At 70.5% G+C, this 14,716-nt stretch carries 18 protein-coding genes; 3 read left to right on the plus strand and 15 right to left on the minus strand.

What is annotated here, in order from left to right; all coding sequences use genetic code 11:
* Nucleotides 1–9: 9 nt before the first annotated feature.
* The 11 genes from VME70_06600 to dacB form a co-directional block, all read right to left on the minus strand.
* The gene (locus VME70_06600) at nt 10–318 is read right to left on the minus strand and encodes a hypothetical protein (protein HTW19862.1); all 309 of its coding nucleotides are present in this window, start codon (nt 316–318) and stop codon (nt 10–12) included.
* 38 nt (nt 319–356) lie between these two features.
* Nucleotides 357–815, minus strand: a complete 459-nt coding sequence (locus tag VME70_06605) for a DUF3180 domain-containing protein (GenBank protein HTW19863.1) — start codon at nt 813–815, stop codon at nt 357–359.
* A gap of 14 nt (nt 816–829) precedes the next feature.
* Nucleotides 830–1,315: a 2-amino-4-hydroxy-6-hydroxymethyldihydropteridine diphosphokinase gene (folK, locus tag VME70_06610; GenBank protein ID HTW19864.1), complete on the minus strand. Its 486-nt coding sequence runs from the start codon at nt 1,313–1,315 to the stop codon at nt 830–832.
* On the minus strand, nt 1,312–1,677 hold the full coding sequence (folB, locus tag VME70_06615) for a dihydroneopterin aldolase (GenBank protein ID HTW19865.1): 366 nt from the start codon (nt 1,675–1,677) through the stop codon (nt 1,312–1,314). The genes folK and folB overlap by 4 nt, the downstream gene beginning before the upstream one ends.
* The gene (locus VME70_06620; protein HTW19866.1) at nt 1,674–2,096 is read right to left on the minus strand and encodes a nuclear transport factor 2 family protein; all 423 of its coding nucleotides are present in this window, start codon (nt 2,094–2,096) and stop codon (nt 1,674–1,676) included. Before VME70_06620 ends, folB begins: the two co-directional genes overlap by 4 nt.
* A complete protein-coding gene (gene folP, locus VME70_06625) occupies nt 2,093–2,896 on the minus strand; it encodes a dihydropteroate synthase (protein ID HTW19867.1) in 804 nt (267 codons plus the stop codon). Before folP ends, VME70_06620 begins: the two co-directional genes overlap by 4 nt.
* Before the next feature lie 47 nt (nt 2,897–2,943).
* The gene (gene ftsH, locus VME70_06630) at nt 2,944–5,076 is read right to left on the minus strand and encodes an ATP-dependent zinc metalloprotease FtsH (GenBank protein ID HTW19868.1); all 2,133 of its coding nucleotides are present in this window, start codon (nt 5,074–5,076) and stop codon (nt 2,944–2,946) included.
* 157 nt (nt 5,077–5,233) lie between these two features.
* Nucleotides 5,234–5,794: a hypoxanthine phosphoribosyltransferase gene (gene hpt, locus VME70_06635; GenBank protein ID HTW19869.1), complete on the minus strand. Its 561-nt coding sequence runs from the start codon at nt 5,792–5,794 to the stop codon at nt 5,234–5,236.
* Nucleotides 5,795–5,820: 26 nt separating this feature from the next.
* Entirely contained in the window at nt 5,821–6,765 is a 945-nt protein-coding gene (gene tilS, locus VME70_06640) for a tRNA lysidine(34) synthetase TilS (protein HTW19870.1), read from the minus strand.
* Between the two features lie 12 nt (nt 6,766–6,777).
* Nucleotides 6,778–7,869 carry a zinc-dependent metalloprotease gene (locus VME70_06645; GenBank protein ID HTW19871.1) on the minus strand — a complete coding sequence of 364 codons (1,092 nt, stop codon included), beginning with the start codon at nt 7,867–7,869 and terminating at the stop codon, nt 6,778–6,780.
* 61 nt (nt 7,870–7,930) lie between these two features.
* A complete protein-coding gene (dacB, locus tag VME70_06650) occupies nt 7,931–9,316 on the minus strand; it encodes a D-alanyl-D-alanine carboxypeptidase/D-alanyl-D-alanine-endopeptidase (protein HTW19872.1) in 1,386 nt (461 codons plus the stop codon).
* A 65-nt stretch (nt 9,317–9,381) separates the two neighbouring features.
* Here dacB and VME70_06655 point away from each other — a divergent pair, with 65 nt between their 5' ends.
* Nucleotides 9,382–9,873 (plus strand): inorganic diphosphatase, encoded by a 492-nt coding sequence (locus tag VME70_06655; protein ID HTW19873.1) that lies wholly within the window; start codon nt 9,382–9,384, stop codon nt 9,871–9,873.
* A gap of 72 nt (nt 9,874–9,945) precedes the next feature.
* Here VME70_06655 and VME70_06660 read toward each other — a convergent pair whose 3' ends face one another.
* Nucleotides 9,946–10,254 carry a hypothetical protein gene (locus VME70_06660; protein HTW19874.1) on the minus strand — a complete coding sequence of 103 codons (309 nt, stop codon included), beginning with the start codon at nt 10,252–10,254 and terminating at the stop codon, nt 9,946–9,948.
* Between the two features lie 110 nt (nt 10,255–10,364).
* Between VME70_06660 and VME70_06665 the strand changes: the two genes are divergently transcribed.
* The gene (locus VME70_06665; protein ID HTW19875.1) at nt 10,365–11,000 is read left to right on the plus strand and encodes a sigma-70 family RNA polymerase sigma factor; all 636 of its coding nucleotides are present in this window, start codon (nt 10,365–10,367) and stop codon (nt 10,998–11,000) included.
* Nucleotides 10,997–11,398, plus strand: a complete 402-nt coding sequence (locus VME70_06670; GenBank protein HTW19876.1) for a zf-HC2 domain-containing protein — start codon at nt 10,997–10,999, stop codon at nt 11,396–11,398. Before VME70_06665 ends, VME70_06670 begins: the two co-directional genes overlap by 4 nt.
* Nucleotides 11,399–11,540: 142 nt before the next feature.
* On the opposite strand, the gene VME70_06675 is transcribed toward VME70_06670, so the two are convergent.
* From VME70_06675 to VME70_06685, 3 genes are all read right to left on the minus strand, one after another.
* Entirely contained in the window at nt 11,541–12,473 is a 933-nt protein-coding gene (locus tag VME70_06675; GenBank protein ID HTW19877.1) for a hypothetical protein, read from the minus strand.
* Between the two features lie 184 nt (nt 12,474–12,657).
* Nucleotides 12,658–14,331: a glycerol-3-phosphate dehydrogenase/oxidase gene (locus VME70_06680; protein ID HTW19878.1), complete on the minus strand. Its 1,674-nt coding sequence runs from the start codon at nt 14,329–14,331 to the stop codon at nt 12,658–12,660.
* Between the two features lie 46 nt (nt 14,332–14,377).
* Nucleotides 14,378–14,716: nitroreductase/quinone reductase family protein (locus tag VME70_06685; GenBank protein HTW19879.1), on the minus strand; the 339-nt coding region annotated here is incomplete at its 5' end.

The following is a 14,716-nucleotide window of genomic DNA, read 5'->3' on the forward strand; positions in this document are numbered from 1 at the left end:
GGTTGTCGACTACGGGTGGGAGGTCAAGTAGTCGATGTAGCGGGCACGCAGCATCGGGCCGAGCGCACCACCCTCATCGTTGCGGCCGAGCAGCTCGCGGACCAGCTCGACCGCACCGCCGATGCTCTCGCCGAGCCCACCTGCCGAGCCGTCGTCACTGCCGAAGGTCTCCGAGGACGGAAGGTGTTTGACCAGGTCCCAGAAGAACCCGATGTCGTGATGGCGCTCGGCCCGCGCGAACGCCCGCTCGCGCAGCTCCGCGGTCGGTAGCGCGTCGAGCTCGTCGGCGGTGGGCTCCGGACCCTGATCGTTCGGCATGGCAGCGAAGCCTACCGACCCTGCGCGCACGCGGCGGCTCAGTGGTCGGCCGGAGGTGGCGGCGGCCAGTCATCATCGTCGTCACGCTTCGGCACCCGGCAGACCCGCTCCAGGAACAGCGCAGCCAGAACCAGCGCGAGCGCGAACCCGATGCCGAACGCGGCTGTACGGGTGTCGTTGTTAGCCGACGGCGAGTCGATCCGCGCGACCCAGATCAAGTAGCCGGCGTAGGCGCCGGCGGCGAGCGCGCCGACCACCGACGATGCCTTTGCCAGCGCGACGAACCGCGCCACGACCAGCGGGTTGATCGGCCGGGTGCCGACCCGGCCGGCCAGCCGGGCACGGGTCATGACGGCGAGATATCCCTCGGCGATCGCGAGCAGCGCGAGCCAGAGCAGCGCATACACCGACGGTGTCGGAAGGCTGTCGAACGACGACCGCGCAACCAGGTAGGCGATCCCGCCGGCCACGACCGCGAGCACCACCAGGACGGACACGCGCGTCGGTCGCATCATGGCAGCGGCAGCGGGTCGGCGATCCGGCGTACGTCTTGAGGCGGCAGGGCGGCGAGCAGTGCCTCGACCGGACCGTGGCCGGGCAGGCTCGCACTCGGGTCAACCGCGAGCCATGGCACCAGAACGAACGCACGCTCGTGCGCTCGTGGATGCGGCAACGTGAGTCGCGGATCATCCGTGACGATCGAATCCACCGCAATCACGTCGACGTCGAGGGTGCGCGGCCCCCATCGCACGGCGCGAACCCGTCCCTGCGCCTGCTCCGCGGCCTGGGCGGCACCGAACACCACCTCCGGGTCGTCGCTGTCGAGCACCGCCACGGCGTTGAGAAACGCGGGCTGGTCGACGACACCCACCGGCGCGGTCTCGTAGACGGGCGAGACCGCGAGCACACCGACCTGCCGCCCGAGCACCTCGATCGCGGCGCGCAGCCGGCCCATCCGGTCACCGAGATTGGTGCCCAGCGAGACCACAGCCGTCACTCGGCGCGCTCTCGCCGGATCCTGACCGTCACGTCGCTGACCGGGAGCCCGACCGGAGCGTCCGGCTTGTGCACCGTCACCTCGACCACCTGGACCATCGGGTCGCCGAGGCAGACGTCCGCGAGCCGCTGCGCCAGCGTTTCGATCAACGCGACCGGCTCTCCACCGATGACCTCGGCGAGCAGGTGCGCCAGCGTCGAGTAGTCGATCGTCGCGGTCAGGTCGTCCTCACGAGCCGCCGTACTGGTGTCGACCGAGAGGTCGACGTCGACCACGAACAGCTGGCCGACCCGGCGCTCCTCCGGCAGTACGCCGTGGAACCCCCGCACCCGCAATCCGTGCAACGAGATGGTGTCGCTCACGCCGTCTCCCCGTCCTCGCTCGCCGACATCACAGGTGAAGCATGATGGGCCCACAGCCGCCAGCCCTGCGGCCGGCGCCGAAATACGTTAGTCGCGACCACGGTCGCGGTCTCGCCGAACTCGCCCTCGGCCTCCGTGCTGCCCGCGAGCAGGCTGTGCTGGCAGGCCACGACCGCGACATCACCGGTCACTGCGACATCGACGTCGGTCAGGAAGAACTGGATGTAGGCGGTGTTCGCCATGATCACCGCCCACGACCGCAGCACCCGCGAGCGACCCGACAGCGGTGGCCAGCCCGGATGCACGCACACCAGGTCGTCGTGATCGTCCCAGAGCGCCTCGATCCGGTCGATGTCGCCCGACTCGATCGCCGTGTAGAACTCGGCGTTCGCCTCGGTGACGTCCTCGACGTCGGTCATCGTTGCGGTCGCGCATCGAGAACGGCGGCGGCCACCCGGACCGCGTCGGCGTTGGCGCGGGCCTCGTGCACCCGCACACCCCAGACGCCGGCCGACGCCGCCAGGGCCGAGATCGCCACGGTCGCCGCCTCGCGGTGATCGACGTCGCGAAGCTCGTCGCCGTCCGCGAGCAGGCGGCCGAGGAATGACTTGCGGCTGGCGCCGAGCAAGACCGGTGGTCCCAGGTCGATCAACGCGTCGAGGTGAGCGAGCAGCGCCCAGTTGTGCGCCGCGGTCTTTGCGAAGCCGAGCCCCGGGTCGACCACGATCTGATCCGGGTCGACGCCGGCAGCGACGGCGGCGTCGACACTCTTGGACAGCTCGGTGCACACCTCCGCCACCACGTCGTCGTACACCGCGAGGTCCTGCATCCAGGCACTCGGCCCCCGCCAGTGCATGACGACGTAGGGGACATCGGCCTCGCCCACGAGCCGGGCCAGGCCGGGATCCGCGGCACCGCCGGAGACGTCGTTGACCATCACGGCACCCGCATCCAGCGCGGCCTCCGCGGTCTCGCGGCGCATGGTGTCGACGCTGACCAACACGCCCTGCGCGGCGAGCTCGCGGATCACGGGGACGACACGGCGGATCTCCTCGGCCACATCGACCCGGCCCGCACCGGGGCGGGTCGACTCGCCGCCGACGTCGACCAGGTCCGCGCCGCAGCCGCGCAGGGCGAGGCCGTGCTCGATCGCCGTACCGGTGTCGAAATGCCGACCGCCGTCACTGAAGGAGTCGGGGGTGACGTTGACGACGCCCATCACCAGGCACCGCCCGAACTCCGGGAGCCCCCGCACGGTCGCGGCGGTCAGCCCGTGGTGCCGGGTGCCTGTCGGCCGGGACCCTCGGCACGCTTGCGGGTGGTCCGCCGGGTAGCCGGAGGCTTGGCGGTCTGGTTGGCCCGCGCGCGGGACGCGCTGGTGCGCGCGCCGTTGGTTCTGGATCCGTTCGCCTTTGCCCCGTTGGTCTTCGCGCCATTGGTGCCCGCGGCCGAGTTCCGGTCGGCAAGAGCGGCCGCTTCCTCTGGCGTGAGCTGCGCGATCTCAGCCGGCGTCAACACCGGCGGGCGGTTGATCGGCGCCTTGCGGCTGATCTCGACATCGCGCGACGGCCGCTTGGCGACCGAGGCGAAGATCTCGGTGAGGTCGGCCTTGGTGAGGGTCTCCTTGTCGAGCAGCTTCAGCACCATGTCGTCGAGCACGTCGCGGTAGGTGACCAGGATCTCCCAGGCCTCGTCGTGCGCCTGCTCGATCAGCGCCCGCACCTCGTCGTCGATCTGCGACGCGATCTCCTCCGAGAAGTCCCGCTCGTGACCGAGGTCGCGACCGAGGAACACGTCGCCCTCGCCGCGGCCGAACTTCAGCGGGCCGAGCTTCTCGCTCATGCCGTAGGTCATGACCATGGCCCGGGCAGTGGCGGTTGCCTTCTCGATGTCGTTGGAGGCGCCGGTGGTCGGCTCGTGGAAGACCAGCTCCTCGGCGGCCCGCCCGCCCAGCGCGTAGGCCAGCATGTCCATCATCTCGGAGCGGGTCTGGTTGTACTTGTCCTCTTCCGGCAGCACGAGCGTGTGGCCGAGCGAACGACCGCGAGCGACGATGCTGATCTTGTGCACCGGCGCGGTGTCCGGCAGCGCCCATGCGACGAGAGCGTGACCGCCCTCGTGGTAGGCGGTGACCTTCTTCTCCTTCTCGCTCATCACCCGGGTCTTGCGCATCGGGCCCGCGACCACGCGGTCGATCGACTCCTCGAGGATGAGGTTGGTGATCTGCTTGGCGTTGCTTCGCGCGGTCAGCAGTGCGCCTTCGTTGATGACGTTGGCCAGGTCCGCGCCGGTGAAGCCCGGGGTACGACGGGCGATCACCTCGAGGTCGACGTCCGGCGAGAACGGCTTGCCCTTCGAGTGCACGCCAAGGATCGCCCGGCGGCCCTCGAGGTCGGGCCGGTCGACGACGATCTGGCGGTCGAACCGACCCGGTCGCAGCAGCGCAGGGTCGAGGATGTCGGGCCGGTTGGTCGCCGCGATCAGGATGACGCCGCGGTTGACGTCGAACCCGTCCATCTCGACGAGCATCTGGTTGAGGGTCTGCTCACGCTCGTCGTGACCGCCACCGAGGCCGGCGCCGCGGTGCCGGCCGACGGCGTCGATCTCGTCGACGAAGATGATCGCGGGCGCGTTGTTCTTCGCCTGCTCGAACAGGTCGCGCACCCGCGAAGCACCGACACCGACGAACATCTCGACGAAGTCCGAACCGGAGATCGAGTAGAACGGCACGCCGGCCTCGCCGGCGACGGCGCGGGCGAGCAGGGTCTTGCCGGTGCCGGGCGGGCCGTAGAGCAGGACGCCCTTGGGGATCTTGGCGCCGATCGCCTGGAACTTCGCAGGGTTCTCGAGGAACTCCTTGATCTCCTGCAGCTCCTCGATCGCCTCGTCGACCCCGGCGACGTCGGCGAACGTCGTCTTGGGCGTGTCCTTGCTGACCAGCTTTGCCTTGGCCTTCCCGAACTGCATGACGCGGCCGCCGCCGCCCTGCATCTGGTTCAGGAAGAACAGCATCACGACGACGATCAGCACGAACGGCAGGAGCTGGAACAGCACCGAGACGATCGGGTTGCTGTGGCTGATCTGGACGTTGGTGTCCTTGACCCCGGCGGCCTTCAGCTCGCCGTACAGCGTGTCGTCGTAGTGCAACGTGTAGGCGGCCTGCAGCTTGTTCGAGCCGTCGATGGACACGCCCTTGTTGAGCGTGACCTGCGCCTCCTGCGACTGGTCGTGCAGGATCGCCGAGGCCACCTGGTGGTTGGCGATCGCGGTCTCGATCGTCGGGAGCGGAACCGTCTTGTAGCTGCTGCCGGAGGTAGCGACCTCGAGCAGGCCGAAGACGACGAGGATCGCCACGACCACCCACAACAGGGGCCCTCGGAAGGTGCGGCGAAGGTTCATGGCTCCTGCTCGACGCTACGGACACGATTGTCGCGAAGGTGAGAAAAACACTCCTCCGCAAGTATCGACGGTACACCGGCGGACTGAACTGCGCCGGGCCCATCGGCCGGTTGTGGAACCGGCGTGGCCCGATCAGGGCGGCCTGCGGGCGAGCCGGCTAGGTCGAGTAGACCTCGGGGCGCAAGGTGCCCACATAGGGCAGCTCGCGGTAGTGCTGGGCGTAGTCGAGGCCGTAGCCGACGACGAACACGCTCGGGATGTCGAAGCCCATGTACTCCACCGGCACCTGGACCTGGGCCGCCTCCGGCTTGCGGAGCAGCGCCGCAACCTCGACCGAAGCGGGCTGGCGGGAGCGCAGGTTGCGCAGCAGCCAGGACAGCGTGAGGCCGGAGTCGATGATGTCCTCGACGACCAGGACGTGGCAGCCGGTGATGTCCCGGTCGAGGTCTTTGAGGATCCGCACGACGCCCGATGTCTTGGTCCCCGACCCGTACGACGAGACCGCCATGAACTCCAGCGAGACCGGCACGCTCAGTGCCCGGGCGAGGTCGGCCATCATCATGACCGCCCCCTTGAGCACCCCGACGAGAACGATCTCGCGGCCGGCGTAGTCGGCGTCGATGCGCGCGGCCAGCTCGGCGATCTTGGCGGCGATCTGCGCCGCGGAGACGAGCACGGACTCGATATCGGGATGCAGGTCTCGGGCCGGCTCGGCCATCGAGTCCACCGGAAGCAGCGGAGCGGTCATCGGAAGGTGAGCCTGTCATACGCCCGCTCAGCGACCAACCCCCCGGGCAGGCTGATCGCCCCCTGGCCGTGCCAGTGCGTGAGCAGCTTGTCGATCTCCAGCACGTGGTTGAGGGTCAGCTGGCCGGAGGGAACCCCCGCCGCGACGGCGGCATTGCGCAGCGCGCGGCGTCGTACCGCCGCGGGGAGCTGCGACAGCTCGGCGATCTCGCACGGGTCGGCCACGCCGGCGGCCCACTCGTCCAGGGCGTCGGCATCGTCGCGGAGCAGCGCGGCGGTCCGGGCCAGCGCCTCGGGGATCCCGTCCCCGAGCGCATCGAGCATCGCGGGCAGGACCTCCTGGCGGACCCGGGCCCGGGCGTACGCCGGGTCGGAGTTGTGCGGGTCGGCCCAGGGCACCAGATCGAACGCCTGGCAAGCCTCGTTCGTGTCGACCCGGCGGATGGAGAGCAGCGGGCGGCGCAGCCGGTCGCGCCGCACCGGCATCCCGGACAGCGACCGCGCGCCCGACCCCCTCGCCAGCCCGAGCAGGACGGTCTCGGCCTGGTCGTCGAGGGTGTGCCCGAGCAGTACGGCGGCCGCGCCGACCCGGTCTGCGGCCGCCTCGAGCGCGGCGTACCTCGCGTCCCGGGCAGCCGCCTCCGGACCGCCCTCGTCGCCGACCTCGACGGTCTCTACCAGCACCGGGTCGAGCCCGAGCTCGGCGCAGGTCGTGGCGACGTCGGCCGCCCGCTCGGGCGAGCCGTCCTGCAGACCGTGGTCGACGGTGACCGCGCCGGCCCGTAGCTCGAGCCGCGCCGCTTCCTGCGCGAGCGCGGCGGCGAGTGCGAGCGAGTCCGCCCCACCACTCACCGCGACGAGAACCAGGGCCCCCGGGTCGAGGTCGTCGACGCTCTCGCGGACGGCCGCCCTGATCGCGGCGACCGCCGGCTCCATCTTCATCTCAGCCGGCCGTCACGCGCTGACGGCGGGCGGCATGCCGACCCGGCGCAGCCAGGCCGCCGGGTCGCGGATCTCCGCACCGCTCGGCAGCTGCTCCGGCGAGGACCACACCACGTTGAGGCCGGGCATGCCGACGCTTGCGATGACGGCCCGCACGAACGCGGCTCCCTCGGCGTACTGCTTGAGCTTCATCTCGATCCCGAGCAGCCGACGGACGATCTTCGCGACCGGGTTGGCTTGCTGGCGACGGCGGTCGAAGCGCTGGCGGATGGTGCCGACCGACGGGATCACCGACGGCCCGACCAGGTCCATGACCACGTCGGCATGCCCTTCGAGCAGGCTCATCAGGCCCGTGATCCGGTCGAGGACCGCACGCTGCTCGGGGGTCTGGATCAGCTCGACCAGGCTGGCCTCCCGTCGGCCCCGCGCGACGTCGTTGATGCCGCTCGCGGCGGAGCGCAACCGGTCCAGCAGGGCCGCGGCGTCGAGGTCGGACAGCAGCAGGAACTCGCGCAGCAGGTCCTGGACGTGCCGGTGCAACCAGGGCGCACTCGCGAACTGCGTGCGATGGGTCACCTCGTGCAGGCAGACCCAGAGCCGGAAGTCGCTCGGGTCGACCGCGAGCCCGCGTTCGGCCGCAACGATGTTGGGCGCGACGAGGGTGAGCCGGCCGGGCGAACGTTCGTCGTCGTCCGCGCTTTGCGGCGGCCCGAGCAGCTCGAACTGCCCGAGTACCCGGGTGGCGAGGTAGCCGAGCAGGACGCCCACCTCGATGCCTGCGGCGCGAGAGCCGATCGTCACCGTCAACGGGCTCGGCGGCTTGTCCGCCTTGCGCTCGAGCAACGCCTCGACGATCGGGTCGACCAGGACCTGGAAGCTCTCCACGTTCGCCCGGATCCAGTCCGGCCGGTCGACGACGACCGTCGCCGCGGAGTCACGGGCTACGTCCAGCCCGGTGGCGGACGCGACGTGGGCATCGGCCTGCGCCGCCTTGCGGTGCAGGTCCTCGACGGTCGCCACGGCTTCCGAGAGCCCGATCTTCGGCCCCGGCGGCACGAGTCGGGTGCCCGTAGTTGCTGCTAGCCGCCAGTCCACCAACTGCACGATTTGGACACTAACCCCACGGTCTCGGCGGGTTTCGGGAACCCCTCGGCAAGGTACGGCGTCAGCCACCGCAGCCGCAGCGCGCGAGCCGCGCGGCCAGGTCGTCGAGATCGGGCACGGTCAGGCCCGGTAGCGCGGCATGCGAGGCCATGAACGCGAACACCAGCAGCCGGCCGCTGCGGTCGACGACGGTGCCGGCGAGGGTGTTGACGCCGGTGAGCGTCCCGGTCTTGGCCCGCACGATGCCGCGCGCGGTCACCGACGGCTTGACCTGGTAGCGGTCGGCGAGGGTGCCGGTCAGGCCCGCCACCGGCAGGCCCTCGAGGATCCACCGCAGGTCTCGGTGGGTCGATGCCGTCGCGGCGCGCAGCAGGTCGACCAGGGTGCGTGGCGTGATGCGGTCCCGGTGCGAGAGCCCGCTCGTGTCGTGCAAGGTGACGGACGTCACGGATACGCCGAGCGAGCGCACCTGCGCCAGAACCGCCTGCGCGGCCCCGGCGAAGCTGGCCGGCAACCCTGCCTCGATCGCGACCGCCCGGCCGAGGGCCTCGGCGAGGTCGTCGTCGCTGACCGTCAGCATCCGCTGCACGAGCGCGCTGACCGGTGGTGAGTCGACGTGGGCCAGCTCGGGGGTGCCGGCCGGCGCGGTGCCACCCGTGACCGCACCCACGACCCGGACACCGTCGTGTTCCAGGAGCCCGGCGAACACCTGGCCCGCCTGTTCGGCGGGGTTCGGCGTACGAGGCGCGAACTCATCACTCGGGTCGGTCCGGCCCTCGTTCACCTCGAGCGGGCTCGGCGGCGTGATGTCGCCTTCGGTGACGTAGCTCGGCTTCCACCCGACCGCAGCGCGCGGGCCGGTCCACTTGCTCACGTCGAGCTTCAGGTGAACCCGGTGGACGCTGCCGAGCGCGGCGGCAGTGCGATGCGCGAGCGCAGCCAGGGTGGCCGGCCGCGGGTAGACCGGCGAGTAGACGGAGTGCCGGTTCGCGACGATCGTCGGGTCGCCGCCCCCGACCAGGTAGAGCGTGTGGCCCGACGCCGCCGTGCTGGTCACGAGCCGGTCGTTCGGGCCGAGGGCGGTCAGGGCCGCCGCGGCGGTCAGCAGCTTGGTCGTGGACGCAGGCGGCTCCGGCGCGCCGGGCGAGTGGGCCCATAGCGCTGTTCCCGTGTCGGCATCGATCACCTCACCGGCCAGATGAGCGCTGCGCTGGAGCTGGTGGGCGTCGGCGGCCAGCTGGAGCGTGACGCCGGCGGAGGTGGGCTCGGGCGCGGACGCCTGCAGCGCCGGCAAGACCGCTCCGCGCGGAGCCGGGCTGGACGGCACGGGGGCCGGCGATCCCGAAGCGGTCGGCAGCGGCGCGGCACCCGCCGAGGTGTGGTCGCGGTGGACGACGTACCCCACGACGACCCCGGCCGTCACGACGAGCGCGACAACCAGGGGCACTGCACGAGAGGTACGCACCTCGCGGGACACTACGTGGTGCCCGTCACGAGCTGACAGGAGCCCAGGTGGAGTTCGACGTTGTCATCGAGATCCCGAAGGGTCATCGGAACAAGTACGAGATGGATCACGAGACCGGCCGGATCCGGCTGGACCGCACGCTGTTCACCTCGACCCAGTACCCCGCCGACTACGGCTTCATCGAGAACACTCTCGGCGAGGACGGCGATCCGCTCGACGCATTGGTGCTGCTCCCGGAGCCGACCTTCCCCGGCTGCCTGATCCGGTGCCGCGCGATCGGGATGTTCCGGATGACCGACGAGAAGGGTCGCGACGACAAGATCATGTGCGTGCCGAGCACCGATCCGCGGCAGGACAACCTGCGCGACATCGACGACATGCCGGAGTTCGACCGGCTCGAGGTCCAGCACTTCTTCGAGGTCTACAAGGACCTGGAGCCCGGCAAGAGCGTCGAGGGTGCGCACTGGAGCGACCGCGCATCGGCCGAGGTCGAGATCGAGGCGTCCCGGCACCGGCTGCAGGCGGCCGGACCTCACTAGGCCCGCACAGCGGTCCGCCCGCCGTACCGGGGAATCGCAGTACGGCGGGCGGCGTGCGCTGGCGTGCAGCGCTTACGCGGTCTTGGACCGGCCCTGGATCGAGATGCTCAGGCCGAGGTTCCCCACGATCGCGCGGATGGCGGCACCCATGCCGACCAGCACGACGCCGGTCGCGACCGGGTTCATCCACGCCGAACGCAGCGGCTGACCGAACGCGCGGAAGACCGACCAGTCCAGTGCCCAGGCGATGAGGATCGCGACACCGACCGACAGCGTGGTGGTGAGCGCCTTCGGGGCCTTGACGGGGAGCACCTCGTCGAGCACCTCACCAACGACGGCGAGCGCGAGCGCGAGACCCACGAACACGACGAATGCGTACATCGGACTAACTCCTTTTCTCCGCGACGCACGGCGCGCCGCTTCACGTGTTTGGACTCCGCGGCGCAGCCTTGGTTACCGGCCGATTTCGGGTTACCCGGCGATTTCGGCCGATGGTGCGGGTAACCGCCGCGAGCGTTAAGGAGTCGAACCTCACAGTGCAGGTGGACCCGGCGCTGGTGCGGGCTTGCCAACGCGGCGAGCCCGGAGCGCTCGACCCCCTCATCCGGGCGACGTATGCCGACGTCTACGCGCTGTCGCGGCGCATGCTCGCCGACCCCGACGACGCGGCGGACGCGACCCAGGAGGTGTTCGTTCGTGTCATGCGCTCGGTGCTCGGATTCCGCGGGGAGTCCGCGTTCGGCACCTGGTTGCACCGGGTGACCGTCAACGTCTGCCTGACCATGCTGCGCAAGCGGGCCAAGGCACGCGAGGCGGGCCTGGTGGCCGGCCGCAACGCGTTCGCGCTGCCCGACGACGAGTCGATGCTGGCTGCCGGCGGTCCGCTTCCGGACGAGGTCGCCGCCACCGCCGACCTGGCCGCGCGATCCGAGGCCGCGCTCGCGACGCTGCCGGAAGACTCGAGGGCGGTGGTGGTGTTGCGTGACATCGAAGGGCTGTCGACCAAGGAGGTGGCCGAGTTGCTCGGGGTCACCGAGACCGTGGTCAAGGTGCGGCTGCACCGCGCGCACACGCGACTGCGTGCGCTCGTCGTCGGCGACGGCGACGATCGGGAGGCGCTGCCATGACCGACGACGATCGGCTGCCGCGCTTCTGCCGCGAGGCTCGCTCGCAGTTCCCGGCGCTGACGTCCGGCGAGCTGAGCGGGTGGCCGCTGCGCGTCACGCGCGCGCACGTACGCCGCTGCGCGGAGTGCGCCGCCGAGCTGGCCCGGCAGGAACAGCTGTCCGCGGCACTGGTGTCGTTGCGCGACCAGCCGCCGCAGCCGCCGCCGGGGCTGCTCGAGGACCTCTTGGCGCGGGCGAACCGCCGAAACGTGCGGGAGCGGGCCGCCGTACCCGCACGTGGCGCGGTCAGCGGCGCCCGGCCCGGTTTGTCGGTGGCCTTCCTGACCGTGGGCGCGGTGGCGTCGACGGGAATCGGCTACGGCATCTGGCGCGGAGCCCGCGCCCTGCGCCACCGCTGACCGCGCTCACACGCATGGCCCATCGAGGTCGCCGGCTCCGGCACGGATGGCCCATCGGGGTTGCTATAGCGACAGCCATGGGCCATGGGCGCAGCGAACGACAGCGCCGATGGCCCATGCGTGTCGCGAGACGCAGTCGGCATCAGGCCGAGAGCAGCACGACCCCTTCGGGCAGCCCGCGACCGGCCAGCCGAAGGTAGCTCGCCTCGAGCTGGCGCACGATCCGGTCGGCTTCGCGCCGCTGCTGCGCCGGCGTGTTGTGGAACACGGTGAGCCCAGCCGCTGTCATCGCGTCATGCCGAGCCTGAGTGTGCTCGAACAGGTCCTCGCGGGCGTGATGCTCCCTGCTGTTCGTCTCGTGCACGAGTGCCGCGTCCCGCCACAACGCGTCCGGGCGGATTCGGCGTCCGTCGGGTAGCCGAAGCAACGCGTTGAGCAGCGGTGGTGGCAGTATCCGCGAGCGCGAACAGATCGCCGAGAAGTCGGCTTCAGGCGCTGAGCTGATCCCGCCGAGCACATCCTCGATTGCTCGCCGAGCCACGTTGGCGCCGCGCCCGGTGAGGTGTGGGAGCTGCAGTGCAAGCGCTTGGTCAGAAACGACGCCACGATGGACGGCGTCAGCGATGACCGCGACCGCGGTCCGTTGTTCGCCGACTCGCGCGGCAAACTCGGCGAGTGCCCGCCCGGGAGGGCAGTGGGGCAGGCCACCGACCATCCTTGGCACCTCCAGCCGGTGGGTACGCCGGGCCTCAACTCCGTCCCGGTTCGTCCGCTTCGCCGCAGCGCTGAGCAGCAGGCGCACCGTCCGATCAACGGGCAGGTAACGCACGCCGTACCCACGTAGCGCGGTGGTGTCTGCCAGCTGGGCGGTGCTCCCGCCGTAAAGCAGACCCACGCGAAGTCGTTGTCGATAGGTCGGTTCGCCCGTGGTGGCCAGGTACACACCGGGTAGCAGGATCTGCCAACGCGTGGCGAGCAGATGCCGCAAGGCCGAAACCGAGAGCGTCTCGAGGGCCTGCTTGCGCGTGATCAACCCGTCTTGCGCGGCCAGCAGGGAGTGAAGGGTGTCGTCCACGTGCCGACGCTGACGCACGAGCGACGAGCACAACCGCATCGACGAGCGAACTGTGCAGGACCAGAGCCCCAACCCCGTCTGTGGACAGGTGAGTGCGCATGGCCCATCGGGGTCGCCGGCTCCGGCACGGATGGCCCATCGGGGTCGCTATAGCGACAGCCATGGGCCATCCGCAGGGGTGGGCTCAGCGGGTGTCGACGACGGTACGGCGGTTGTCGGGGGCGAGCAGCCGCCACGCGTCGGCCTCGGCGTCGTCGCCCTGCTCCTGCGAGCGCCGTTCGGCCTCCACTCGCGCGAGGTACGTCGCCACCTCCCGCTGCCGGTCGCCCACGTCCCAGCCGAGCACCTCGCTCAACTCGTTCGCAACTGCTTCGGCCGACTCGACCCCGCGATGCGTGGTCTCGATCGACACCCTGGTCCGCCGGGCCAGCACGTCGTCGAGATGCAGCGAACCCTCGTGGGTCGCGGCGTACCGCACCTCTGCCATCAGGTACAGCCCGGCACCCGGCACCGGATCGAGCAGCTCCGGACGGTCGGCGGCGGGCGCGAGCACGTCGTACAACAGCGCGCCGTACCGGTTGAGCAGGTGCTCCACTCGCCAGCGCGGCAGGTGGAGATCGGCAGCGAGCGCATCGATCTGGTTGGCCATCGCGTGATAGCCGTCGGCGCCGAGCAGCCGGATGTGCTCCGTCACGCACGGCGGGGTGTGGCGTCCCAGGTCCTCGACCGCGGCGTCAACCGCGTCGCTCGCCATCACGCGGTACGTCGTGTACTTACCGCCGGCTACCGACACCATGCCGCGCGGCGAGTGACTGATCGCGTGCTCGCGCGACAACTGAGATGTCTGCTCGTCCTCACCGGACAACAACGGCCGCAGTCCCGCATAGACGCCGGAGATGTCGCCACGAGTGAGCGGCACGGCCAGCACCTTGTTGACCTCCGCCAACAGGTAGTCGATGTCCCTGCGGCTGGCCGCCGGATGTGCCTTGTCGAACACCCAGTCGTCGTCGGTCGTACCGATGATCCAGTAGTCGCCCCACGGGATGACGAACAGCACCGAGGTCTCGGTGCGCAGGATCAACCCGGTCGAGGACGAGATGCGGTCACGCGGCACGACGATGTGGATGCCTTTCGAGGCGCGCACCTTGAACTCGCCGCGCGAGTCGGCCAGCCGCTGCACGTCGTCGGTCCAGACCCCGGTCGCATTGACGACCACCCCGGTTCGCACCACGCAGGTCTCGCCGGTCTCCGTGTCGCGCAAGCGCGCACCGGTGATCCGGCCGCCCTCGCGCACGAAGCCCACGACTTCGGTCGAGGTGCGAATGACGGCACCGTACGACGCCGCCGTTCGCGCCAGCATCAACGTGTAACGCGCGTCGTCGCACTGCGCGTCGTAGTAGCGAATGCCACCGACCAGCGCGTCCTGCCGCAACGCAGGAGCGAGTGCGCGCGCGCCGCGGCGGGTCAGGTGCTCATGACGCGGCATCGTCCGGGCACCGCCCAGCGCGTCGTACAAGCTGAGGCCGGCGGCGACATAACCGCGCTCCCAGCCGCGATGCGTCAGCGGGTACAGGAACGAGACCGGCTTGACCAGATGCGGCGCAAGCCGGCTCAGCACGAGCTCGCGTTCGTGCAACGCCTCGCGGACAAGAGCGAAGTCAAGCTGCTCGAGGTAGCGCAAGCCGCCGTGGAACAGCTTGCTCGATCGCGACGACGTGCCGCTGGCGATGTCGCGCGCCTCGACGAGCGCAGTGGTCAAGCCCCGCGTCACAGAGTCCAGTGCGACACCCGACCCGACCACGCCACCGCCGACGACCAGTACGTCGAACGCCGCGCCGTCGAGCGCCCGCCAGGCCATCCGCCGTTCGTGCGGCCCGAGCCGAGAGCTCCCCCTCATGTGCCGGCTACTTCGTCGTGATCCGGAACACCGGGTGGCGGGGCGCGATCCGCTCGAGCTCGGCATCCGGTGAGGCCGCACCCACCCCGTCGAAGAAGACGCCAACCTCTGCCTTCCATCGTTTCAGGTAGGCACGAAGCAGCGGCGGCTTGTCCGCATCCGCAAGCTCTACGGCGCTGAAGTCCTGCCGGCGACGGCCGACCAGCAACGCGCCGGTGCCTGCTACCCGGAGGTTGCGCACCCACTGCGTCTCACCGCGCGGCGCAACGAGGTACGAGGAACCCTCGTAGCTCAGCAGGTTGACCGGCGTCCGCCGCGTCTCGCCGCTGGTCCTGCCTCGCACCTC

The organism is Mycobacteriales bacterium, from assembly GCA_035504215.1.
GTDB lineage: Bacteria > Actinomycetota > Actinomycetes > JAFAQI01 > JAFAQI01 > DATAUK01.